This window comes from Thermus sp. KWY1, from assembly GCF_057547025.1.
On sequence record NZ_BAAJPG010000038.1, the window covers coordinates 99,201 to 122,096 of the forward strand.

Consider the following 22,896-nt stretch of genomic DNA (forward strand, 5'->3'; position numbering starts at 1 on the left):
GGGGTGTTTCACGAAGCTCCTCCCGCCAGAGCCCGGGCCAGCCGGGCGAGGACCCGCTCCTTGCCGAGAAGGGCCATGATCTCGAAAAGCCCCGGGGTTTCCAGGCTTCCCGTGAGGGCGGCCCTTAAGGGCTGGGCCACCTGGCCGAGTTTAAGGCCCCGCTCCTGGGCGAAGCCCCGGAGGAGGGCGTCCAGGGCAGCCTCGCTCCAGTCCTCCTGGGCCCGGAGGAGGGGTTCCACCTCGCGAAGCACGGGAAGGCCTTCCCTCATCTTCTCCAGGGCCTTTTCCGTGTAAGGATAGTCCTCGCTGAACAGGTAGGGGGCCTTTTCCGGAAGCTCCTTGAGGGTGTCAAACCGGGGGCGCATGAGCTCCACCGCCCGCTTCAGGTAGGCCTCGCTGGGCCAGGAAAGCCCGGCCGCCTGCAAAAAGGGCTTCGCCCGCTCCGCCACCTCCTCCAGGGGGAGGACCTCGCGGATGTACTTGCCATTGAGCCAGCGGAGCTTCTCCAGGTCGAAGACCGGGCCTCCCAGGGACACCCGCTCCCAGGTGAAGGCCTCGATGAGCTCCTCGAGGGTGAAGATCTCCCGCCCGTCGGGCATGGAAAAGCCCATGAGGGCCAGGTAGTTGCGCAGGGCCTCGGGCAAGAACCCCTCGGCCCGGTACCACTCCAAGGAGGTGTGGCTCTTCCGCTTGCTGATCTTGGTCTTGTCGGGGTTTCTAAGGAGGGGCATGTGGTAGAACTTGGGCACCTCCCAGCCGAAGGCCCGGTAGAGGAGAACGTGGATGGGGGTGGAAACCAGCCATTCCTCGGCCCGTATCACATCCGTTACCCCCATGAGGTGGTCGTCCACCACGTTGGCCAGGTGGTAGGTGGGGTACCCATCGGACTTGAGGAGGACCACATCGGGGATCTCCTGGTTGTCGTAGACCACCACCCCCCTGAGCTCGTCCCTCACCTCGGTGGTGCCGGGCCTCGGCACCTTTAGGCGGATCACGTGGGGCTCGCCCCTTTTTGCCCTTTCCTCGGCTTCCTCGGGGGGGATGTTGCGGGCGCGGCCGTCGTAGCCCCCCTTTTCCTTGCGGATTCTTTCCAGCTCCTCCGGGGTCTCGAAGGCCCGGTAGGCCCACCCCCGCCTGAGGAGTTCCTCGGCGTGCTTTTGGTAGAGGGGTAGCCGTTCCGACTGCCGGTAGGGGGCGTGGGGCCCGCCAATATCCGGCCCCTCGTCGTAGGAGATGCCGAGCCACTTCAAGGCGGCCAGGATGCGCTCCTCCGCCCCCGGCACATAGCGGGTGCGGTCGGTGTCCTCGATGCGCACCAGGAAGCGCCCCCCGTTCTTCCTGGCCCAGACGTAGTTGAAAAGGGCGATATACGCCGTCCCCACGTGGGGGTCCCCCGTGGGGCTTGGGGCGATGCGGGTCACCACCATACCTCGCCCATTATCTCACCCGGGACTAAAGGTTGGGGCTTAGGCTTGAGGGTAATGGACGGGGAGCTTCTGGCAGAAGGGTTGCGCAAGCGCTACGGCCCCAGGGAGGTGGTGCGGGGGGTGGACCTGAGCCTCAAGCGCGGGGAGATCGTGGCCCTCTTCGGCCCCAACGGGGCGGGGAAGACCACCACCTTCTACATGATGGTGGGCTTTATCCGTCCCACGGGAGGGCGGATCTTCCTTAAGGGACGGGAAATAAGCCAGCTTCCCATGTACCGCCGGGCCCGGCTGGGTTTGGGTTACCTGCCCCAGGAGCCTTCCGCCTTCCGCCGGATGACGGTGCTGGAAAACCTCCTGGCCGTCTTGGAGTTCCAGCCCCTTTCCCGGGCGGAGCGCCTGGAGAAGGCCAAGGCCCTTTTGGAGGAACTGGCCATCTACCACCTCAAGGACCAGATGGCCTACGCCCTTTCCGGTGGGGAAAGGAGGCGGCTTGAGATGGCGCGGGCCCTGTGCACCGACCCCGATTTCATCCTTCTGGACGAGCCCTTCACCGGGGTGGACCCCAAGAACGTGAAGGAGATCCAAAAGGTCATCGCCGAGCTCCGGGAGAGGCGAGGGGTGGGGGTTTTCATCACCGACCATGCGGTGCGGGAGACCCTGGCCATCACCGACCGGGTCTACGTGATGTATGACGGCCAGATCCTCTTCCACGGGGATCCCGACACCTTTGCCCGGGACCAGGGGGTAAGGCGGCACTACCTGGGAGAGGACTACGAGCTTTAAGCCATGACCTTCTGGGCCCTCCTCATCCTGATCCTCCTCCTGGCCGCCTTGGTGGCCTATCTGGGGGATAGGGTGGCCAAGTGGGCGGGGAAGCGGCACTACCGCCTTTTTGGCCTCAGGCCCCGGCAGACCGCCACCCTGGTGGCGGTGCTCACCGGGGTGGGGATCGCCCTCTTCAGCTACCTGGGGTTCCTCCTGGTGTTCCGGGAGGCCAGGGAGGTGATCCTCGAGGCCCAGGCCATCCGGGCTGAGCGGGACCAGCTTAGGAGGGAGCGGCAGGTTCTCCTGGAGGCCAAGACGGCCATGGAGGCCGAGGCCAGCAGGACCCTGGCGGAACTCAATGTCCTGCGGGAGGAGCGAAAGGATCTTTCCCGGGCCCTGGAGCAGGCCAACCAGGTGAGGAAACGCCTGGAGGAAGAGGCCAAGGCCCTGGCCTCCCAGGTGCAGGCCCTGGGAAGGGAGCGGGCTACCCTCGAGGCGGAGCGCCAGGCTCTTTCCCAGCTTCTTGAGGAAAGGAACCGGGCGCTCTCCGAGAGGACCAGGGAGCTCAAGGCCCTGGAGAGCCGCCTCCTTGCCCTGCAACAGGCAGCGGAGCGGGCGGAAGGGGAAAAGGCCAGGCTTCTGGCGGAGAGGAAGCGCCTTCAGGAGGAGGTTCTGGGGGCTCTTGCCCGCCTGGAGGAGGCCCGAAGGCAGCGCCAGGCCCTGGCAGAGGAGGTGGAGGCCCTTAAGGCCAGCTTGAGCAAGGCCCGGGAGGAGCTCCGCCAGACGGAGGAACGGGTGAGAAACCTCCTGGTGCAGGCGGAGGTGCTGCAGGGGGAGAGGGGCCAGCTGGCCCAGAGCCTGATTCGGCTCAGCCAGGGTCTCTACCTGGGGGAGGTGCGCCTGGGGGCGGAGGAGGGGAGGGAGGCCTTGGAGCGGGTGGCCGAGCGCCGGGCCCTTCTCCAGGGTTTCCGGGGGGTGGAGCTTTTGGAGGCTCCCCAAGGCCCGGGGCTTGCGGTGCTGGAGGGGGCGGGGTACCGGGAGGGGAGGCTTTTGGTACGGGTGCGCTTTTATCCTGAGCGCAGGGCCTTCGCCGCCGGGGAGGTTCTGGCCGCCCGCACCTTCCGCCTATCCACCCAGGCCCGCAACCAGGAGGCCCTCGAGGTCCTGGGGGAGGAAGTGCGGCAACGGCTTCTGCAGGCGGGGTATGCCCCGGAATACGCCACCTTTCCCTCTCCCGAGGAGCTGGCCCGCGGCCTCGCCCTTCTTCAAGGGAAACGGGGAGTGGTGCGGGTGGGGGTGGTGGCCGCCAAGGAGCTATGGACCACGGAGAGGCCCCTTCTCTCCTTCCAGCTCCTGGGAGGGCCTCCGGGCCCGGAGGTACCGGTCCCGGCCCGCCAAATCCCTTAGCACCTCTACTTCCTCCCAGCCCATGGCCTTTAGTTCCTGGGCCAGAAGCCCCACGTTTTCCGGGGCCAGTTCCAGGAGGAGGAACCCACCGGGCTTGAGGGCCCTCCCGGCCTCCTGGGCCAGGGGGCGGGCCACATCCAACCCTTCCCTTCCCGCATAGAGGGCCTGGGGGCTTTCAAAGGCCAGCTCCCTGGGAGCCTGGGACCGGTAGGCCTCGGGGAGGTAGGGGGGGTTGGAGACGACCAGGTCCAGATCCTTCACCCCGCTGGTGAGGGGAGCCTGAAGAAAGGTTACCTCTAGCCCCAGCCTGCGGGCATTCTCCCGGGCCAAGGCCAGGGCCTTGGGGTCGGTATCCGTGGCCCACACCTGGGCCTTCGGGAGGTGTTTTTTAAGGGCCAGGGCGATGGCTCCCGTGCCCGTGCCCACGTCCAGGATACGGGGAGCCTGGGGCAGGGGAAGCCCTAGGGCGAGCTCCACCAGGCCCTCCGTCTCGGGCCTGGGGATGAGGATGCCCTCTTGCACCTTTAGGGGGAGGCCGAAGAACTCCACCTCCCCCGAAAGGTACTGTAAGGGATAGCCCTCGAGGCGCTTTTCCAGGAGGGCCAGGGCCCTGGCTTCGGTCCCTGGGGGCGGGGTCCGGGATAGGCCAAGGAGGAGGTCCTTACGGGAAAGGCCCGAGGCCAAGGCCAGGAGGTCCCAGGCCTCCTTTTCCGGGAGCCCTTTAGCCTTAAGCCTCCTCTCCAGTTCCCGAAGGAGCCTGATCACGGGGATAGACCACCACGTGCCTTTCCTCCCCTTCCCCCTGGCTTTCCGTGGTCACCTGGGGGTGGTTTTTGAGGAGCATGTGGACGATGCGCCTCTCGGAGGGACGCATGGGGGGGAGGTGGAGGGGTTCCTTGGTCATGGCCACGGTGAGGGCGGCTTCCTCGGCGATCTTGCGGATCTTTTCCTCCTGGCGCTTGCGGTAGCCAGCGGCGTCCAAGACCACCCGGTAGGCTCCGCCGAAGTGCTTGGCCAGCACCACCCCGGCCAGGTACTCCACGGCCTTTAAGGTGCGCCCCTCCTTGCCGATGAAGCGCCCCAGGTCCCCACCCTTGACCTCCGCCTTGAGGAGGTTCCCCTCCTGGCGGATCTCCACGTAGTGGGCGGGGTCCAGGCGCAGCAAAAGGCCCACCAGGAAGCTCTCCAGCACCTCCTTGGGCCCTTTTTGCGTGGGGCTGGCTTTCCCCGCCTCTTTTAACTCCACTCCCACCGGGGCCTCTTCCAGCACCCCCAGGTCGGAGAGGAGGTCGTCGATGCTCTTTTTCTTCTCGTCCATGCCCTCAGTTTACGCCGCTAAGGGCTTGAGGCTTTTGTTGATCAGCCACTGCTGCACCAGGCCGATGAGGTTGGAGAGCACCCAGTAGAGGGTCACCCCTGAGGGGAACTGCAAGACCAGGAAGATGAAGATCAGGTTCATGAAGAGGCTTTGCCGGATGAGGTCCTTGTTCCCGTGGGCGGAAAGCCAGGTGGAGAGGAAGGTGGAGGCCACGTAGAGGGCGGGGAGGATGTAGAAGGGGTCGGGGAGAGCCAGGTCGGGGATCCAGAGGAGGCCCTGGCCGAACTCGTAGTTGGCGATCACCTTCCAGAGGATGAAGAGGATGGGCATCTGGATGAAAAGGGGTAGACAGCCGGCGGCGGGGTTCACCTTGTGCTCCTGGTAGAGCTTCATGGTGGCCTCCGCCCGCTTGTTGGGGTCGTCCTTGTACTTCTCGTTGATCTTCTGGATGAGGGGCTGGAGGCGTTGCATCTCCGCCATGCTCTTGAACTGCTGGTGCATGAGGGGCCAAAGGAGGAGGCGCACCACCAGGGTCAGGAAGAGGATGGCCAGGCCCCAGCTACCCGTATAGCGGAAGGCCACCTCCATGAGCCAGAGAAGCCCCAGGGAAAGCTGCCCCCAGATGTTGGGGGAAAAGAGGCCGGGAAGGGAGAGAAGGCCCTCCACGTGGAAGCGCACCAGCTCGTTCTGGCCCCCGTAGACCTTGAGGGTCTCCCCGGGAGCCAGGGTAAGGGTGGCCTCCTTGCCCACCAGCTTCCCCGATAAGGGCTCCTGGGCGAAGGCCACCAGGGCGTAGCCCGCCTTGGGCTTGGTCTGCCAGGCCAGGTAAACCAGCTGGCCCTCCCCGCTCGGGGTGGGTTCCCTTTGCCCTTGTAGGAGCACCTTGGGGCTTCCTTGGGCGGAAAGCCTCAGGGTGAGGGGGAAGTCGGCGCTGATCTGGACGGTGTACCGCCCCTTTTCGATGCGGTAGGTGAGGGTGCCCTCTTGGCCCTGGAAGCGGGCCAGGAGGCGGCCATCCTCCACCTGGTACTCCGCTTTCTCCGGGGTAAAGCCCACCGGGGCCACCACGGGGCCGTTGCCCCTCAGGTTGGGGGCGCGGGTGTAGTCGTTGAAGGCCGTGCCTTTGTAGGTCTTCACGTACCAGCCCACCACCTGGCCCTTCTGGTCAAAGGCCAAGTCCATGAGGTTGGTGACGGCGATCTTCTCCGGCACCCCGTCCCCGTTTACGTCCTGGTCCTTGAAGCCCGCCTCGAGGGCCAGGGCGCTCAGGCCCAGCAGGAAAAGGAGGGATAGAAACCTCTTCATCGTGCCTCCTTGTAGGTCTTAAGGGTTCTCCTGGGTGGGAAGACCAGGGGCACCGGGTCCAGTCCCCCGGGGTGCAGGGGATGGCATTTCAGGATGCGCCTGGCCGCCAGGTAGCTACCCCATAGGGCCCCGTGGCGCTCCAGGGCCTCGAGGGCATAAGCGGAACAGGTGGGGTGGAAGCGGCAGGTCTTGGGTTTGAGGGGGGAGATGAACCTGCGGTATGCCTTGACCAGAAGGATCAGTAAGCCGCGCACGCCGCCTATTGTATCAGCCCGCTCTTCTTGAGGGCGCGGATGAGGTCTTGGAAGAGCTCGGCGTAGGTGGCCTCCCGGGCCTCGGGGCTTGCGATCACCAGGAGGTGGGCCCTGGGGAGGTGGAGGCGGCGGAGGATCTCCCTTAGGCGGCGCTTGATGCGGTTACGCACCACCGCCTTGCCCACCTTCTTGGACACCACGATTCCCACCCTGAGCTCGGAGGCGGGGAGCCACTTCACGTTCAAAAAACGGCCCCGCCCCATGCGTCCTTGGCGGAGCCTTTGGAATGCCCGGTCGCCCTTTAGGGAAAGGAGTTTACCCCCCGCTGCAGGGGGGGGTTGGCTCAGGCGTTCACCCTGGGGGTGAGGCGCCAGCGGCCCTTCTGCCTTCTCCGCTTCAACACCTTCCTGCCGCCTGGGGTCCTCATGCGGGCCCGGAAGCCGTGGGTCTTGGCCCGCTTCCTCCGGTTGGGTTGCCAGGTCCTTTTCATCCATTTCCCTCCCTGGGGCCTTGGCCCCCAATACCTTAAAGAGTGTAGCATAAGAAGGGCTATACAGGGTCTAACGGTTTTTTACACCCTGGCAAGAGAGCGTTGACATCCGTTTTGCCTTCCCCTTATACTTCCCCCCAAACGGCTGTTAGGGAGGAGGTCCGTGGCCCAGCTTTTGGTGGAGAACATCACCCTAACCTTTGGCGGCGTGGCTGCTCTTTCGTCGGTTTCCCTGGCGGTGGAAGAGGGGGAGCTGGTTTCCGTCATCGGCCCCAACGGGGCGGGGAAGACCAGCCTTTTAAACTGCATATCCGGCTTCTACCACCCCCAGCGAGGTCGCATCCTCTTTGAGGGGCACGAGATCACCCGCGCAAGCCCCCATGAGGTGACCCGTCTGGGCATCGCCCGCGCCTTCCAGAACATAGAGCTCTTCTCTGGCCTCACGGTGCTGGAAAACCTCATGCTGGCCCGGCACACCCACCTGGGCTACAACCTTGCCCAGGCCGGGGTCTTTTACGGCAAGGCTTTGGCCAAGGAGGTGGAGAACCGCCGGGTGGTGGAGGAGGTCATCGACTTCATGGAGCTGGAACCCTACCGCAAGGCCTTGGTGGGAAACCTCCCCTACGGGGTCAGGAAGCGGGTGGAGGTGGCCCGGGCCCTTTCCCTTTCCCCCAAGCTCCTTCTTCTGGATGAGCCCATGGCGGGGATGACCCTCGAGGAGAAGGAGGACATGGTCCGCTTCATCCTGGAGATCCGGGCCCAGGGCACCACGGTGATCCTCATCGAGCACGACCTGGGGGTGGTCATGGACATCTCCGACCGGGTGTATGTGCTGGACTTCGGCCAGGTGATCGCCGAGGGGGCGCCGGAGGAGGTGGCCAGGAATCCCAGGGTTCAGGAGGCCTACCTGGGGGTGGAGGCATGAAGGCCCTAAGGCCCTCCTACGAGATGAAGCGCTACACCCTGCCCCAGCTTCTGCGCCTCAGGGCGGAGCAGGAGGGGGACAGGGTGGCCTTGAGGGAAAAGGACTACGGGATCTGGAACGAGATCACCTATGCGGAGTACTACGAGAGGGTCCTCCTCTTCGCTCACGGCCTCCTCTCCTTGGGATTCGAACCGGGGGAGAGGCTGGCCATCATCGCCGACAACATCCCGGAGTGGCTCTATGCGGAACTCGGCACCCAGGCGGTCCGGGGGATCAGCGTGGGGGTTTACCAAAGCAGCCTTCCCGCCGAGATCGCCTACATGCTTCAGTACACGGGGGCCAGCATCGTGCTCGCCGAGGACCAGGAGCAGGTGGACAAGCTCTACGAGATCCGAAGCGAGATCCCGAAGGTCCGCCACGTGATCTACGAGGATCCCAAGGGCATGCGGAGCTACCGGGACCCCTGGCTCCTTTCCTTTGAGGAGGTGCTGGAGCGGGGCCGGGAGCACCGGAGAAAACACCCCGACGCCGTGGAAAAGCTCCTCCTCGAGGCGAGCCCCGAGGAGGTCTGCCACCTTTCCTCCACCTCCGGCACCACGGGAAGGCCCAAGGCGGCCATGCTCCGCCACCGCAACCTCATCCACATGGGGGTGGCCCTCCAGGAGGTGGACCCCCTTCTCCCCACCGACGACTACCTTTCCTTTTTGCCCCTCGCCTGGATCGGGGAGCAGATGATGTCGGTGGCCATGGCCCTCACGGGGGGCTTCGCCGTCAACTTTCCCGAGGCGGTGGAAACCGCCCTGCAGGACCTGAAGGAGATCGGCCCCCATGTGATGTTCAGCCCTCCCAGGGTCTGGGAGAGTATCCAAAGCGGCATCTGGGTGCGCATGTCGGAGTCCTACGCCTTCAACCGCTTCGTGTACGAGAAACTTCTCCAGATAGGTTACCGGGCGGCGGACTACCGCATGCGGGGGAAGCCCATGCCTCTCGGGCTACGCCTGGCCTACTGGCTGGCGGACCAGGTGCTCTTCAGACCCTTGCGGGACCAGCTGGGCTTTTTGCGCCTGAGGCGGGCCTATACAGGGGGTGCTGCCCTGGGCCCCGATGTCTTCCGCTTCTTCCACGCCATTGGGGTGAACCTGAAGCAGATTTACGGCCAGACCGAGATCATCGGCATCGCCTTCGTCCACCGGGATGGGGACGTGCGTCACGATACCGTGGGCCTGCCCATCCCCGGCACCGAGGTCCGGATCAGCGAGGAGGGGGAGATCCTCTGCCGCTCCGATGCGGTCTGCGCCGGGTACTGGGAGCGCCCCGAGGCCACGGCGGAAACCTTCCGGGATGGCTGGCTCCACACGGGGGATGCCGGCTACCTCACGGAGGACGGGCACTTGGTGGTCATCGACCGACTCTCCGACGTGATGCGCACGGAGAAGGGCACGGTCTTCAGCCCCCAGTTCGTGGAGAACAAGCTGAAGTTCTCCCCCTACATCAAGGAGGCGGTGGTCTTCGGGGACCGCAAGCCCTATTTGGCGGCCTTCATCAACATAGATCCCCAGACGGTGGGCAAGTGGGCGGAGGACCGGGGGTTGGCCTACACCACTTACCTGGACCTCTCCTTGAAGCCCGAGGTGGCCGAACTCATCCGCAAAGAGGTGGAGAAGGTGAACCAGGAGCTTCCCGAGGACCTCAAGATCCGGCGCTTTGTCCTGCTCTACAAACTTCTGGATGCCGACGACGAGGAGCTCACCCGCACCGGCAAGGTGCGCCGGGGTCTCATCGCCAAGAAGTACGCGCCCTTGGTGGAGGCCCTGTATTCCCAGGCCGAGGCGGTGGAGGTGGAGGCGGAATACCGCTACCAGGACGGGACCGTCCAGCGGGTGCGGGCCCGGGTACCGGTTTTGGACCTGCGGGAGGAGGTGGCGGTGTGAGCTTCTTCTTACAGCTCCTTTTTTCCGGCATCGTCCTGGGCTTGGTCTACGCCCTGGCAGCTTTGGGCTTTGTGCTCATCTACAAGGCCAGCCGGGTGGTGAACTTTGCCCAGGGGCAGTTCATCGCCATAGGGGCCTTTCTGGCCTACTGGGCCATGGTGTCCCTGGGGGCACCCTTCCTCCTGGCGGCGGCCTTGGCCTTGGCCCTGACCGCCCTTTTGGGCTTTGGGGTGGAGCGGGTTTTCCTCAAGCGCCTGGTGGGCCAGCCCATCATCTCGGTCATCATGGCCACCATCGGCTTGGCCTCCCTGCTGGACGGCCTCATCCACCTCACCCCCTACGGGGCGGGGAACTTTAGCTACCCCAGCTTCCTTCCTGCTGGGGGCCTCACCCTTTTGGGCGTCCAGATCTCTTACGCCCAGCTTCTTGCGGTGGCCTTCACACTTCTTTTCCTCCTGGCCTTCACCTGGTTTTTCCAGCGTTCCACCCTGGGCGTGGCCATGCGCAGCGTGGCCGATGACCAGATGGCGGCCATGAGCCTGGGGGTGTCCGTGGAACGGGTCTTCGCCTTGGCCTGGGCGGCGGCGGGGCTGACGGCGGCGGCAGCGGGGATGGTGGTGGGGACCATTTCCGGCCTCAACCTGGACGGCCTGGTGCACATCGGCCTGCGGGTTTTTCCCGTGGTGATCCTGGGAGGGCTGGATTCCATCCCGGGGGCGGTGGTGGCGGGGATCCTCATCGGGGTCTTGGAAAACCTGGCCGCGGGCTTCCTGGACCCCTTTATCCCCGGTGGGGGCACCCGGGATGTCTTCCCCTTCCTGGTTTTGCTTTTGGTCCTTTGGTTCAAGCCCCATGGCCTTTTTGGCACGGAGGAGATCGAGCGCGTATGAGAAACCCCTGGGCCCAGACCGGAAACTACCGCACCTCGTACCAACAGGACACCAGCATCTTTGCCACCCATCGGGAGCTGGTTTCCCTTCTTCTCTTCCTGAGCTTCCTCCTGGTTCTACCCCTCTTCCTCTCCCGCACCCAGGTCTTCATCCTGGACCTGATCCTGGTCTACAGCATCGCCGTTTTGGGGTTGAACATCACCACCGGTTACGCTGGCCTCATCAACATCGGCCAGGCGGCCTTCATGGGGGTGGGGGCCTACACGGCAGCCCTTCTCGCCCCCCAGGGACTTCCCTTCTGGCTGGCGGTTCCCTTGGGCGGGTTGGTGGCGGCCTTTTTCGGCTTCCTGGTGGGCATCCCTTCCTTGCGGGTGAAGCACCTGTATTTGGCCCTAGCCACCTTGGCCTTCCAGGTGGTGTTTGAGTGGACCGTGGGGCATATGCCCCTTCTAAAGCAGGGTGGGGCCATGGACATGCCCCGGGCCAGCTTTTTGGGATACGAGGCGGGCTTTCGCAACCACTTCCACTTCTGGTACTACGTTTCTCTGGTGGTTTTGGTCCTTCTTGCGGTCTTCTTCCGCAACCTCCTGCGCACCCGCTACGGGAGGGCTTTGGTGGCGGTGAGGGACAACGACCGGGCGGCAGACGCCATGGGCATGGACCCTGGCCGCACCAAGCTCTTCGCCTTTGCCCTGGGGGCCTTTTACGCCGGGGTGGCGGGGGTGCTTTACGCCTACCTTTCCCGGGCCGTGGTCATAGAGGACTACACCTTTGCGGTTTCCATCAAGCTTTTGGCCATGGCCATCGTGGGAGGGTTGGGTACCCTGGTGGGGAGTTTCCTGGGTCCGGTTTTCCTGGAACTCTTGGATGTGAACATGGAGGCGCTTTCCAACCTCATCAAGGCCCTGGGCTTCAGCGTGGCCGGGGTGGATGTGGCCAGCGCCTTAAGGCCCTTGGCCTTCGGTCTCATCATCGTGCTCTTCCTGATGTTTGAGCCCAGGGGGCTTTACAACTGGTGGCGGATCGTGCGAAGCTACTTCCGCACCTGGCCCTTCAAGTACTAGGCAACCCCCCTTATGGGGTTGGCAATGGGAGGTGAGGCAGATGCGAAAACTCTGGTTCGGTCTACTGGCGACGGCGGGGCTGGCCTTGGGCCAGCAGCAGGTGACCATCCTGTGGTCGGGGGCCATCACCGGTCCCACCTCGGATGCGGGGGCTCCTTACGGGGCAGCGGTGGAGGACTACTGCAAGTACGCCAACGAGAAGAAGCTGATCCCCGGGGTGGTCCTGAACTGTCTGGTGCGGGACGACCAGTACAACAACGCCAACACCCAGCGCTTCTTTGAGGAGGCCCTGGACCGCTTCAAGATTCCCGTGTTCCTTTCCTACGCCACCGGGGCCAACCTGCAACTCAAGTCCCTGATTCAGGAGGTGAAGGTACCCACCATCCCCGCTTCGATGCACGTGGAACTCATCGACCCTCCCAACAACGACTACTTCTTCATCCCCACCTCCACTTACTCCGAGCAGGTGGTGGCCCTTCTGGAGTACATCGCCAAGGAGAAGAAGGGGGCTAAGGTGGCCTTGGTGGTGCATCCCTCTCCCTTCGGCCGGGCCCCGGTGGCCGATGCCCGGAAGGCGGCAGCCCAGCTGGGGCTCCAGATTGTGGATGTCCAGGAGGTGGGGGCGGGCAACCTGGACAACACCGCCCTCCTGAAGCGCTTTGAAGCGGCAGGGGTGGAGTACATCGTCCACCAGAACGTGGCCGGTCCCGTGGCCAACATCCTGAAGGATGCCAAGCGCCTGGGCCTGGATAAGAAGATGAGGCAGCTTGGAGCCCACTACACCGGTGGCCCCGACCTGATCAAGCTGGCGGGGGATGCGGCGGAGGGGTTCCTCTGGGCCACCAGCTTCTACATGTTCCACGAGGACGCCCCGGGTATCCGCTTGCAGAAGGAGCTCGGGCAGAAGTACGGGCGGCCGCAGGCCATCGTGGAGAGCGTGAACTACACCAACGGCATGCTGGCCACCGCCATTGCGGTGGAGGCCATGCGCCGGGCCCAGGAGCGGTTCAAGCGCATCACGGGAGAAACCGTCTACCAGGCCCTCGTGGGGATGAACGGGCCTAACGCCTTCAAGCCGGGGTTTGCCGTTTCCACCAAGCAGGGTATCGAGATCGACTTCACCAAGAGCGAGCACACGGGGGCGGAGGGCTTGAGGATCCTCGAGGCCAAGGGGGGTCGCTTCGTCCCCGTGACCGAGCCCTTCACCTCGGCCCTCTTCCGCAAGGTGCACTACGGCAAGTAAGACCTTTGGCCCGGGGGAGTTCCCCCGGGCATTTCTTACGCCATGAGCCTGAACCCCACGCGCCCCGAAGACTTAGGTCCCATCCTCCTTTTGGTCAACAACATCGAGGTGGTCTACCACGACATCATCCAGGTCCTGCGCGGGGTTTCCCTGAAGGTCCCCGAGGGGCGCATCACCGCCCTCTTGGGCCCGAACGGGGCCGGGAAGACCACCACGCTCCGGGCCATCTCCGGCCTTTTGATCCCCGAGGACGGGGAGGTGGTGAGGGGAGAGATCCTCTACCAGGGAAAGCCCATCCATAATCGCCCCCCCGAGGAGATCGTGAGGATGGGCATCGTCCAGGTGCTGGAAGGCCGGCGGGTTTTCAAACACCTCACGGTGGAGGAGAACCTGCGGGTGGGCACCTTGACCCGTAAGGACAGCCGTCTTAAGGAGGATCTGGAGCGCATCTACCATTACTTCCCCCGCCTGGCCGAGCTCAGGACCCGCCTGGCCGGGTACTGCTCGGGGGGAGAGCAGCAGATGATCGCCATCGGCCGCGCCCTCCTGGCCAAACCCCGGCTTCTCCTCCTGGACGAGCCCTCCTTGGGCCTGGCTCCCCTTTTGGTGCGGGAGATCTTTGACATCGTGGCCCGGGTGAACGCTGAGGAGGGGGTCACGGTCCTGGTGGTGGAGCAGAACGCCCGGGTGGCCCTTTCCATCGCCCATTACGGGTACATCATGGAAACGGGGCGGATCGTCCTGGAGGGGGATCGGGACTACCTTCTGGAAAACCCCGACGTGCAGGAGTTCTACCTGGGGGTGGCCAAAGGGGGCGGACGCAAGAGCTTCAAGGAGGTAAAGGCCTACAAGAGGCGGAAGCGGTTCATGTAGCCTGCCGCAGGACCCCGGCGTGGCGAGGGCCGCGCCGGGGCTCGTATCATGGAGAGCGTGGTGCGCTTTCGCATGGAAGGGGTGCGCCTGGACCAGGCGGTGGCCGAGGCCTGCGGGGTAAGCCGCAGCCGGGCCCAGGAGTGGATCGCCCAGGGCCGGGTCCAAGTGGGGGAAAAGGTGGTGGAAAAGCCCTCCTACCGCCTTAAGGGGGAAGAGGTGCTGGTGGTTCCCCCGGAGGAAAAGCCCTTCGTGGCCCCTCAGGACCTGGCCATCCCGGTGCTCTACGAGGACGAGGACCTCCTGGTCCTCAACAAGCCTGCGGGGCTTCTTACCCATCCGGCTCCCGGGGTATACACGGGCACCGTGGTCAACGCCCTGTTGGGGCGGTACTTCCCTCTCCAGGAGGCCGAGCGGCCCGAGGAGGTGCGTCCCGGCATCGTGCACCGCCTGGACAAGGACACCAGCGGGGTCCTGGTGGTGGCCAAGCATGGAGGGGCCCTCGAGGCCCTGGCCCGGGCCTTCCGCGACAGGCTGGTGATGAAGCGCTACCTGGCCATCACCGAGGGGCACCCCAAGGAGGGCACCCTCATCGCCCCCATAGGCCGGCATCCTGTGGAGCGGCACAAGATGCACGTGGGGGGGATTGCGCCCCGGTATGCGGAAACCGAGTTCCGCATTCTCGCCACCGCCGGACCCTACGCCCTGGTGGAGGCCCGGCCCCACACGGGCCGGACCCACCAGATCCGGGTCCACCTCAAGTACCTCCGGGCCCCCATCCTGGGGGACGAGCTTTACGGCCGGCCCTCCCCCCATATCCCCCGCCAGGCCCTCCACGCTTACGAGCTTAGGATCCCCCACCCTAGGACCGGGCGCTTCTTGGAGTTCCGGGCCCCCGTGCCCCGGGACATGGTGGAGGCCTGGGGCGCCCTCGGGGGGGAGTGGCCTGAGGGGATTGTTCTGGAGTCTAGGGAAGGGTGAACTGACGCCCTTGATATTCTATGCGCAAGGCGGAGGAAGGCACTTCCAGAAGGTTCAGAACCTCTTTTATCTTCTTGCTGAGGCGCTTAGCCGAGAGATGGACAAACAGATATTCGCCCGAAGGGAGTTTTTTGAATGCGCTCTTTTTATAAGGCGTACCGCTTTTCTTCGTCCGGGAGGAAGCAAGGTCTTCTTTCAGAAGTTTGCGCATCGCCTCGGTCTTTTCCAACCGATCTACCTGCAGGCCAGTTTCCACTACTGCCGCGTAAAGCTCCCGCCAATTGGGGACCCGGAACCTTTCTTCGCCAAACCAAACAATCAGTCCAGGGCTGTTTCTTGAAAAGCTTTGCTCTTTTTGTGCCAAAAGCTCTTTAAGTTTAAGGATGGGGGAGCAATTGGCGGACACGTCCAGGATCTCTTGGAGCAGCCGCTCAAAATGAGCGAGGGCGAGCTCCTGCTCGTTGGCGGATAGCTCTTTCTCTATAGCTTTTTGGAGCCCCCTCTCATTGGGCTGGTACCCCTCTGCAAGGGCTTTGGAGAGTTTTTCCTTGATCTGGGTCAAGCTCTGTTGGGTTTCAATTTCCCTACGGATCTCCTCAACCGTGCGCGAGAGGGTAGCAGGGGGTTCCTGGCCTTCCCAAAAGGCTTTGGAAAGGAGGCGATCTAGGTACTTGGCGGCGGATGGGTTGTCTAGCTGGAAGTAGAGCACGCGTTTTTCCGGTGCTTTGGCCTCCACTCTGTTATCAAAGAACTCCCACAACTTCCCGTTGGTGAGGACGGACCAGCGGATGTTTTGGCTGTTGGCGTAGTTGACCACTTGCATACGGTCCTCGTCCGTAAGCGTTTTATCCAGAGCCTTGACTTCTAAGACCAAGACAGGCTCGTCTTTTTTTACGCAGAGCAGAAAGTCTGGCCGGTAGTTTTTAGTCCCCGTATCTTGGGGAACGACTTCATAAGGATTCCATATATTCCAGCCGAGGGCTTGGAGAACTCGCAAGATTATGGCCTGTGTGGTTTGTGCTTCCTTTAGACCGCGCCAGCGTTCCAGCTTCCCGGCGATATCCCTCACAACCACGGCCAGGGTTTCGTCCTCGCCCATACAGAAAACTATACCGCAATACCCCGCTCTGGGGGTGGACAAAGGCCTAGGAGCGGATTAGGGAGCCTAGACCACGGCCAAAAGCCCCTTTAGCGCCTGACCCAAGCGCCGCACGCCTTCTTGGATTCTCTCCCGGTCCAGGGTGGCGTAGGAAAGCCTCAGGGTGTTCTCCCCGCCTCCATTCGCGAAGAAGGGCTTCCCAGGTACGAAGGCTACGTTCTCGGCGATGGCCCTTTGGAAGAGGGCTTCGGCGGAAAGCTCTGGGGGAAGCTCCATCCAGACGAACATTCCTCCCTTGGGCCTGGTGTAGCGCACCCCCTGGGGCATCTCCCGGTCCAGGGCTTCCAGCATGGCCTGGGCCTTGGCCTTGTAGGTGGTGCGGATCCTCTCCAGGCGTTCCGGGAAGCCTTCCTTCACCAGCTCGTGCACCAGGATCTGGTTGAGGACCGGGGTGTGTAGGTCCACCCCTTGCTTGGCCTGGGTGAGCTTGAGGATGGCCTCGGGCTGGGCCACCACGAAGGCCACCCTCAGGCCCGGGGCCAGCACCTTGGAGAAGCTACTCAGGTAGATCACACCGGGGTAGCCCGCCTCCCGGGCCAGCTCAAAAAGGCTTGGCAGGCGGCTTTCCCCAAAGTAGAGCTCCCGGTAGGCATCATCCTCCACCACCACCAACCCCCGTTCCATTGCCATTTCCAGGAGGCGCCTGCGGGCTTCCAGGGGCATGAGCCCCCCGGAGGGGTTCTGGAAGGAGGGGATGAGGTAGAGGAAGTGGGGGCGCTCCTGGTCTAGGGCTTCCTCCAGGGCACTGAGGTCCGGCCCCTCTTCCCCGGCCGGCACCGTGAGGAAACGGGGGCCATAGGCCCGGAAGGCCTGGATGGCCCCCATGTAGCTGGGGGCTTCCAAGAGAACCGGGCTTCCCTCGTCCAAAAAGACCTTCCCCAGAAGGTCCAGGGCCTGCTGGCTTCCCGTGGTGATGAGGACCTCCTCCGGGCTCACCCCAAGCCACTCCGCTACCCAGGCCCTTAAGGGGAAGTAGCCTTCCGTGGGCCCGTACTGCAGGGCCACCTCGCCCTTTTGCCTTAGGATCTCGGCTGCCTTGGCCGCCGCCTCCTCCTTGGGGAAGAGCTCGGGGGCGGGAAGGCCCCCGGCGAAGCTGAGGACGCCGGGGCGCTGGGTGAGCTTTAAAAGCTCCCGGATGGTGGAGGCCTGGATGCGCCCGGCCCGCTCGCCAAAAAGGGTATTCCAGTCCAGGGTTTTCACCTATCCATTTTATCCCTCGCTCCCCGGGGTTTCAGGGGAAGAGCTTCCGGTAGGCCTCGAGGGCGTACCGGTCCGTCATCCCGGCGATGTAGTCGCACACCGCCCGCTCCACCCCCTCCTCGGGGATCCGGGCCTGGACCTCCTTGGGCAGGATCTCGGGGTACTGGGTGTAGGTGTGGAAAAGATTCTCCAAAACGATTTCCGCCTTGCGCCTCTCCCTCAGGACCTCGGGGTGGCGGTAAAAGCGCTCCATGAGAAAGGCCTTGAGTTCCCGGTGGGCCTGCTCGGCCTCAGGGGTGAGAGCAGCCAGGCGTTCAGGATGCCGGCGCACTTCCTCCGGGCTCCTCACCCCGGTCCCTTCCACCCTTTGGTGGGTGGCCTCTATGGAGGCGGTGATGAAAAAGCCCAGAAGCTGGCGCACCAGGATCCGGCGGGAAAGCTCGGTTAGCTCCGAAAGGTCCAGGCCTTCTTCCCGGGCCAGCTCCGCCAGGAAGGGCACCTCGGTGAGCTCTTGGGGGCGAAGGAGGCCGCTACGGAGCCCGTCGTCCAGGTCGTGGGCCGCATAGGCGATGGCGTCGGAAAGGTCCACCACCTGGGCCTCGAGGGTGCCCCTGCCCTCGTATGCCGGCTTGAAGCCCGGGGCATAGGCGGCCTCGTGGGTGGCGATTCCCTCCAGGACCTCGTGGGTGAGGTTCAAACCCTTGAAACCGGGGTAGCGCACCTCCAGCTGGGTGAGGATCCTCAGGGCCTGGGCGTTGTGCTCAAACCCCCCGTGGTCCCGCATGAGCTCGTTCAGAACCTTCTCCCCCGTGTGGCCAAAGGGGGGGTGGCCTAAGTCGTGGGAAAGGGCGATGGCCTCCGTGAGGTCCTCGTTGAGGCCTAGGGCGCGGGCGATGGAGCGGGCCACCTGGACCACCTCGAGGGTGTGGGTGAGGCGGGTGCGGTAGTAGTCCCCGGCCCAGTTGGGAAAGACCTGGGTCTTGTACTCCAGGCGCCGGAAGGCGGTGGTGTGAAGGATGCGGTCCCGGTCCTTCTGGAAGGGCGTGCGGTAGGGGGACTCGGGTTCCGGGTATTTCCGCCCCCGGGTGTCCCGGGCCTTCTGGGCGTAGGGTGCCAGCCTTTCCGCCTCCAGATCCAGAAGCCTTTCCCTGGAGTAGAGCATCCCCTAGATCCGTTTGAAGAGAAGCACGGCGTTCTGACCGCCGAAGGCGAAGGAGTTGGAGAGGGCGTAGGCCACCTTGGCCTCCCGGGGCTCGGGCACGAAGTCCAGGTCCAGCTCAGGGTCGGGGTCCTCCAGGTTGATGGTGGGGGGGATGACCCCGTGGTAGAGGGCCTGCACCGTGGCGATGGCCTCGATGCCCCCGGCAGCCCCCAGGAGGTGACCGGTCATGCTCTTGGTGCTGGAAACCATGAGCCTCTTGGCGTGCTCCTTGAAGACCTCCTTGATGGCCAAGACCTCGGCCCGGTCCCCCACGGGGGTGGAGGTGCCGTGGGCGTTGATATAGCCCACCTCCTCGGGGTGAACTTTAGCGTCCAAAAGGGCGCGGCGCATGGCTAAGGCGGCGCCTTTCCCCTCGGGGTGGGGCTCGGTGATGTGGTGGGCGTCGGCGCTCCGGCCGAAGCCCACCAGCTCGGCGTAGATCCTGGCTCCCCGCCTCTTGGCGTGCTCGTACTCCTCCAGCACCAAGACCCCGGCTCCTTCCCCCATCACGAAACCATCCCGGCTTAGGGTGAAGGGGCGGCTGGCCTTGGTGGGCTCCTCGTTCCGGGTGGAAAGGGCCCGCATCACGGCGAAGGCCCCGATGGCCATGGGGGTGATGGCGGCCTCCGTGCCCCCGGCGAGGACGACGTCGGCTTCCCCCAGCTGGATCATGCGGAGGGCGTTTCCGATGGCATCCGACCCCGTGGCGCAGGCGGTGACGGCGGTGGAGCTGGGTCCCATGAAGCCGTAGCGCATGGCGATATGGGCCGAGGCCATGTTGGCGATCATCATGGGGATGAAGAAGGGGCTTATCCGGTTCGGGCCCCGCTCCAGGAAGACCTTGCTCTGGGCCTCCCAGGTTTCCATGCCCCCGATGCCGGTGCCCACCAGGGTGCCTACCCGCTCGGGATCCAGGGCGCTGGGCTCCAGTCCCGCATCCTTCAGGGCCAGCTCGGCGGCGATCAGGGCGTACTGGACAAAGCGGTCCAGGCGCCTCAGTTCCTTTTTGTCAATGAACTCCTCGGGATTGACGTCCACCTCGGCGGCGATGCGCACCGGCAGGGCCGAGGCGTCAAAGCGAGTGATGGGACGCACCCCGCTTTTCCCGGCAAGCTGGGCCTTATGGTAAGCTTCCGCCCCCACACCGATGGGGGTGAGGGCTCCTAGGCCGGTAACCACCACGCGTCGCATGGGGGTAGTATACCGGGAAAAGCCCTGGGAAAAAGAAAAGGGGCGCAGGAAGCGCCCCTTAAAAGCCCTAAGCCCTAGCCCAGCTTGGCCTGGATGTAGGCCACCGCATCCTTCACGGTGCGGATCTTCTCGGCCTCCTCGTCGGAGATCTCCAGGCCGAACTCGTCCTCGAGGCCCATGATGAGCTCCACGGTATCCAGGCTGTCCGCCCCCAGGTCCTCGATGAAGCGGGCCTCGAGGGTGATCTTCTCGGGTTCCACCGAGAGCTTGTCCGCAATAACCGCCTTCACCTTTTCAAAGATCTCCTGCTCCGTCATGAAAACCTCCCTTGGGGATTTTACCACGGGGTATAGCCTAGGGCCCGGCCCCTTCAATGGGGGGTGAGCCCCCCGTCCACGCACAGGGTCTGGCCGGTGATGTAGCCCGCGGCCTCGGAGACCAAAAAGGCCACCGCCTCGGCCACGTCCTCCGGCCGGCCGAAGCGGCCTGCGGGGATGCTTTTCAGGTAGGCCTCCCGCACCTCGGGCGGAAGCTTTTCCGTCATCTCCGTTTCGATAAACCCAGGGGCCACGGCGTTCACCGTGATCCCTCGGGCGGCGTACTCCTTGGCCACCGCCCGGGTGAAGCCGATAAGCCCCGCCTTGGAGGCCACGTAGTTGGCCTGGCCGGGGTTGCCCAGGATGCCCACCACGCTGGTGATGTTTACGATGCGCCCGAAGCGGGCCTTCATCATGAGCTTGATGGCCTCGCGGGTGGTGCGGAAGACCGCGGAGAGGTTGGCTTCCAGCACGGCTTCCCAGTCCTCGTCCTTCATGCGGATGAGGAGGGTGTCCCGGGTGATGCCGGCGTTGTTCACCAGGGTGTCCAGGCCCCCCAGGATCTCCGCTGCCCCGTGGACCAGGCTCGTGGCGGCCTCCGCCTCCAGGAGGTTGGCCCCCAAAACCCCCACCAGGGGGCTTCCGAGCCTCCTGGCCTCCTCCACCACCTCCTCCGCCTTCTCCCGGTTCTGCCCGTAGTGGATCACCAGGGCGTAGCCCTCCCGGGCCAGCCTGAGGGCGATGGCCCGGCCGATGCCCCGGCTGGCCCCCGTCACCAGTGCCTTACGCATCCTCCACCTCCAACGCCTTCCTTACCCCTTCCGGGTCCCCCACGGAAAGGGCGTGCGCTTCCTTCAGGGTACGGGCCACCAGGCCTTTCAGCACCTCCCCGCTTCCGAACTCCAAAAAGCGCCGGACCCCCCTCTTTTCCATGTCCTTTAAGATCTCCACCCAGCGCACGGGGGCGGTGATCTGCTCCAGGAGCAGTTCACGGATGCGGCTGGGGTCCTCCTCGGGCGTTGCGGTCACGTTGGAGTAGACGGGGAAGCGGGGTTTCCTCAGGGTTACCTGGGCCAGGTCCCGGGCCAGGCGCTCCTTGGCAGGAGTCATCAGGGAGGAGTGGAAGGGGGCGGAAACCGGGAGGAAAACCACCCGGGCCCGTTTTTCCTTTAGCCTTTCCGCCGCCTCTTCCACCGCCTCCTTCCTGCCGGAAATCACCGTCTGCTCGGGGGCATTTAGGTTGGCGATCTCCACCCCCTCTAACCCCGCCAGGGCTTCCTGGATGGCCTCGAGGGGAAGCTTCAGGATGGCGGCCATGGCTCCCTCCCCTGGGGGCACGGCCTCCTGCATGTACCGGCCCCGGAGGCGCACCAGCTTCAGGGCATCCTCCAGCTCCAGGGTGCCCGCGGCCACATGGGCGGTCCATTCCCCCAGGGAGTGCCCGGCGGCTAAGGAGGGTTCGGTTCCCCCTTCCGCCAGGAAGGCCCGGTAGGCGGCATAGCCCACCGCCAGGAGGGCGGGTTGCTGGTTTTCCGTGAGGGTGAGGGTTTCCTCGGGTCCTTCCCACATGAGCTTAAGGAGGCCGGGCAGGGTAGCCTCGGCCCTGTCCAGCACCTCCTTGGCGGCGGGTGAGACCTCGTAGAGGGCTTGGCCCATCCCCACCCGCTGGGAGCCCTGTCCCGGGAAAAGGGCGGCGTACATCAAGCTCCCCCCCAGGTGATTACGGCAGCCGCCCAGGTGAGCCCAGCCCCGAAGGACACCAGAAGCACGTGGTCCCCTTCCTGGATGCGGCCCTCGTCCACTGCTTCCTTAAGGGCCAGAGGGATGGAGGCGGTGGAGGTGTTGCCGTAGCGGTCCACGTTCACCACCACCCGTTCCCAGGGAAGGCCCAGGCGCTCCCGGGCGGCGTCGATGATCCTGAGGTTTGCCTGGTGGGGCACGAAAACCTTGATATCCTCCGGGGTGAGGCCGGCCTTTTCTATGGCCTCGAGGGTGGCGGTGTTCATCACCCGCACGGCGAACTTGAAGACTTCCCGCCCGTTCATGTAGAGGCGGTTGCGCATGGAGGTGCCATCCGGCAGACGCGGGGCCACACAGGCGTGGTAGAGCTCCTTGGCCCCGCTACCGTCCGCCCCCAGCACGAAGGAGCGGAAGCCGAAGCCTTCCCGCACCCGGCCCACCACCGCGGCCCCTCCCGCATCGCCAAAGAGCACCGCGGTGGCCCGGTCGTTCCAGTCCACGATCTTGGAAAGGGCCTCGGCCCCCACTACCAGGACCTTACGGGCCAGGCTCGCTTCCACCATGGCGTGGGCCTGGGCCAGGGCGTAAAGCCAGCCCGGGCAACCCGCCAACAGGTCGTAGGCGAAGCCCTGGATGCCGAAGCGGGCCTGGACCAAGGCGGCGGTGTTGGGGAAGAGGGCGTCGGGGGTGTTGGTGGCCACGATGACCCCGTCCACTCCTTCCAGAGCTCCTGGGTGGCGTCCAAGAAGGTCCTCCACCGCCTTGAAGGCCAGGTCCGAGGTGTATTCGTCCTCGGCGGCGATGCGCCGTTCCCGGATGCCCGTGCGGGTCACGATCCACTCATCCGAGGTGTCTAGATAGGCCTCAAAGTCCTCGTTCTTCATAACCCTCTCGGGAGTGTAAGCCCCCAGGGCCAGGATGCCGCTCATGCCTGACCTCCCGTCATGGGCACCACTATACCCATTGGCAGTGAAAAAGTTGAGGCCCCAGGTTCAGGGGCCCCTTATCTTGACCCGGTCTAGACTTCTAGAACCTTGCGCCCGTCGTAGTAGCCGCACTCTGGGCAGACGGTGTGCGGGGGCTTCATCGCCTTGCACTCGGGGCAGGGGACCAGGGTCGGGGGGGTCAGGGCATGGTGGCTCCTGCGGGCATCGCGCCGCGCCTTTGAGGTCTTCTTCTTGGGTACAGGATGCTTGGCCATCTCCAATCCTCCAGGGG

General features: G+C 64.6%; 25 protein-coding genes. 9 read left to right on the plus strand and 16 right to left on the minus strand.

Annotated elements, in window-relative coordinates; all coding sequences use genetic code 11:
- Positions 1–8: 8 nt before the first annotated feature.
- Positions 9–1,427 carry a glutamate--tRNA ligase gene (gene gltX / locus AC27GT_RS10435; RefSeq protein WP_487224120.1) on the minus strand — a complete coding sequence of 473 codons (1,419 nt, stop codon included), beginning with the start codon at positions 1,425–1,427 and terminating at the stop codon, positions 9–11.
- 54 nt (positions 1,428–1,481) lie between these two features.
- Between gltX and lptB the strand changes: the two genes are divergently transcribed.
- Positions 1,482–2,210, plus strand: coding sequence for an LPS export ABC transporter ATP-binding protein (gene lptB, locus AC27GT_RS10440; RefSeq protein WP_015716479.1), 729 nt, complete (start codon positions 1,482–1,484; stop codon positions 2,208–2,210).
- A 3-nt stretch (positions 2,211–2,213) separates the two neighbouring features.
- Positions 2,214–3,599, plus strand: a complete 1,386-nt coding sequence (locus tag AC27GT_RS10445) for a DUF3084 domain-containing protein (RefSeq protein WP_487224121.1) — start codon at positions 2,214–2,216, stop codon at positions 3,597–3,599.
- On the opposite strand, the gene prmC is transcribed toward AC27GT_RS10445, so the two are convergent.
- The 6 genes from prmC to rpmH form a co-directional block, all read right to left on the minus strand.
- The gene (gene prmC, locus AC27GT_RS10450) at positions 3,507–4,364 is read right to left on the minus strand and encodes a peptide chain release factor N(5)-glutamine methyltransferase (RefSeq protein WP_487224122.1); all 858 of its coding nucleotides are present in this window, start codon (positions 4,362–4,364) and stop codon (positions 3,507–3,509) included. The genes AC27GT_RS10445 and prmC overlap by 93 nt on opposite strands.
- Positions 4,327–4,917 carry a Jag family protein gene (locus AC27GT_RS10455; RefSeq protein ID WP_054392256.1) on the minus strand — a complete coding sequence of 197 codons (591 nt, stop codon included), beginning with the start codon at positions 4,915–4,917 and terminating at the stop codon, positions 4,327–4,329. The genes prmC and AC27GT_RS10455 overlap by 38 nt, the downstream gene beginning before the upstream one ends.
- A 9-nt stretch (positions 4,918–4,926) precedes the next feature.
- On the minus strand, positions 4,927–6,222 hold the full coding sequence (locus AC27GT_RS10460; protein ID WP_054392255.1) for a YidC/Oxa1 family membrane protein insertase: 1,296 nt from the start codon (positions 6,220–6,222) through the stop codon (positions 4,927–4,929).
- Positions 6,219–6,476 (minus strand): membrane protein insertion efficiency factor YidD, encoded by a 258-nt coding sequence (yidD, locus tag AC27GT_RS10465; protein WP_054392254.1) that lies wholly within the window; start codon positions 6,474–6,476, stop codon positions 6,219–6,221. Before yidD ends, AC27GT_RS10460 begins: the two co-directional genes overlap by 4 nt.
- A gap of 5 nt (positions 6,477–6,481) precedes the next feature.
- The gene (rnpA, locus tag AC27GT_RS10470; RefSeq protein ID WP_253269388.1) at positions 6,482–6,739 is read right to left on the minus strand and encodes a ribonuclease P protein component; all 258 of its coding nucleotides are present in this window, start codon (positions 6,737–6,739) and stop codon (positions 6,482–6,484) included.
- Positions 6,740–6,819: 80 nt separating this feature from the next.
- Positions 6,820–6,966 carry a 50S ribosomal protein L34 gene (gene rpmH, locus AC27GT_RS10475; RefSeq protein WP_015716485.1) on the minus strand — a complete coding sequence of 49 codons (147 nt, stop codon included), beginning with the start codon at positions 6,964–6,966 and terminating at the stop codon, positions 6,820–6,822.
- A 163-nt stretch (positions 6,967–7,129) separates the two neighbouring features.
- Here rpmH and AC27GT_RS10480 point away from each other — a divergent pair, with 163 nt between their 5' ends.
- Genes AC27GT_RS10480 through AC27GT_RS10510 form a run of 7 tightly spaced genes read left to right on the plus strand, consistent with a single transcriptional unit; the run spans position 7,130 to position 14,870 of the window.
- Positions 7,130–7,891, plus strand: coding sequence for an ABC transporter ATP-binding protein (locus tag AC27GT_RS10480; RefSeq protein WP_054392253.1), 762 nt, complete (start codon positions 7,130–7,132; stop codon positions 7,889–7,891).
- The gene (locus AC27GT_RS10485; RefSeq protein ID WP_038071546.1) at positions 7,888–9,822 is read left to right on the plus strand and encodes a long-chain fatty acid--CoA ligase; all 1,935 of its coding nucleotides are present in this window, start codon (positions 7,888–7,890) and stop codon (positions 9,820–9,822) included. The genes AC27GT_RS10480 and AC27GT_RS10485 overlap by 4 nt, the downstream gene beginning before the upstream one ends.
- Positions 9,819–10,712 (plus strand): branched-chain amino acid ABC transporter permease, encoded by an 894-nt coding sequence (locus AC27GT_RS10490; RefSeq protein ID WP_038040001.1) that lies wholly within the window; start codon positions 9,819–9,821, stop codon positions 10,710–10,712. Before AC27GT_RS10485 ends, AC27GT_RS10490 begins: the two co-directional genes overlap by 4 nt.
- Complete coding sequence (locus AC27GT_RS10495; RefSeq protein WP_054392251.1) at positions 10,709–11,776, plus strand: branched-chain amino acid ABC transporter permease; 1,068 nt, start codon at positions 10,709–10,711, stop codon at positions 11,774–11,776. Before AC27GT_RS10490 ends, AC27GT_RS10495 begins: the two co-directional genes overlap by 4 nt.
- Positions 11,777–11,816: 40 nt before the next feature.
- Entirely contained in the window at positions 11,817–13,019 is a 1,203-nt protein-coding gene (locus AC27GT_RS10500; protein WP_038071548.1) for an ABC transporter substrate-binding protein, read from the plus strand.
- A gap of 42 nt (positions 13,020–13,061) precedes the next feature.
- Entirely contained in the window at positions 13,062–13,892 is an 831-nt protein-coding gene (locus AC27GT_RS10505; protein WP_054392249.1) for an ABC transporter ATP-binding protein, read from the plus strand.
- 57 nt (positions 13,893–13,949) lie between these two features.
- The gene (locus AC27GT_RS10510; RefSeq protein WP_151165840.1) at positions 13,950–14,870 is read left to right on the plus strand and encodes an RluA family pseudouridine synthase; all 921 of its coding nucleotides are present in this window, start codon (positions 13,950–13,952) and stop codon (positions 14,868–14,870) included.
- Here AC27GT_RS10510 and AC27GT_RS10515 read toward each other — a convergent pair.
- From AC27GT_RS10515 to rpmF, 9 genes are all read right to left on the minus strand, one after another.
- Entirely contained in the window at positions 14,857–15,969 is a 1,113-nt protein-coding gene (locus AC27GT_RS10515; RefSeq protein ID WP_487224123.1) for a type I restriction enzyme HsdR N-terminal domain-containing protein, read from the minus strand. The two genes, AC27GT_RS10510 and AC27GT_RS10515, sit on opposite strands and share 14 nt — an antisense overlap.
- Before the next feature lie 66 nt (positions 15,970–16,035).
- Positions 16,036–17,229: a 2-aminoadipate transaminase gene (gene lysN, locus AC27GT_RS10520; protein ID WP_487224124.1), complete on the minus strand. Its 1,194-nt coding sequence runs from the start codon at positions 17,227–17,229 to the stop codon at positions 16,036–16,038.
- Between the two features lie 31 nt (positions 17,230–17,260).
- Entirely contained in the window at positions 17,261–18,391 is a 1,131-nt protein-coding gene (locus AC27GT_RS10525) for a deoxyguanosinetriphosphate triphosphohydrolase (protein ID WP_487224125.1), read from the minus strand.
- 3 nt (positions 18,392–18,394) lie between these two features.
- The gene (fabF, locus tag AC27GT_RS10530; RefSeq protein WP_487224126.1) at positions 18,395–19,621 is read right to left on the minus strand and encodes a beta-ketoacyl-ACP synthase II; all 1,227 of its coding nucleotides are present in this window, start codon (positions 19,619–19,621) and stop codon (positions 18,395–18,397) included.
- A 74-nt stretch (positions 19,622–19,695) separates the two neighbouring features.
- Positions 19,696–19,938, minus strand: coding sequence for an acyl carrier protein (acpP, locus tag AC27GT_RS10535; protein ID WP_015716498.1), 243 nt, complete (start codon positions 19,936–19,938; stop codon positions 19,696–19,698).
- A gap of 53 nt (positions 19,939–19,991) precedes the next feature.
- The gene (gene fabG / locus AC27GT_RS10540; protein ID WP_219760058.1) at positions 19,992–20,729 is read right to left on the minus strand and encodes a 3-oxoacyl-[acyl-carrier-protein] reductase; all 738 of its coding nucleotides are present in this window, start codon (positions 20,727–20,729) and stop codon (positions 19,992–19,994) included.
- Positions 20,722–21,639 (minus strand): ACP S-malonyltransferase, encoded by a 918-nt coding sequence (gene fabD, locus AC27GT_RS10545; RefSeq protein WP_487224127.1) that lies wholly within the window; start codon positions 21,637–21,639, stop codon positions 20,722–20,724. Before fabD ends, fabG begins: the two co-directional genes overlap by 8 nt.
- A complete protein-coding gene (locus tag AC27GT_RS10550) occupies positions 21,639–22,607 on the minus strand; it encodes a beta-ketoacyl-ACP synthase III (protein WP_487224128.1) in 969 nt (322 codons plus the stop codon). Before AC27GT_RS10550 ends, fabD begins: the two co-directional genes overlap by 1 nt.
- A gap of 89 nt (positions 22,608–22,696) precedes the next feature.
- Positions 22,697–22,879 (minus strand): 50S ribosomal protein L32, encoded by a 183-nt coding sequence (gene rpmF, locus AC27GT_RS10555; protein ID WP_015716502.1) that lies wholly within the window; start codon positions 22,877–22,879, stop codon positions 22,697–22,699.
- Positions 22,880–22,896 lie beyond the last annotated feature (17 nt).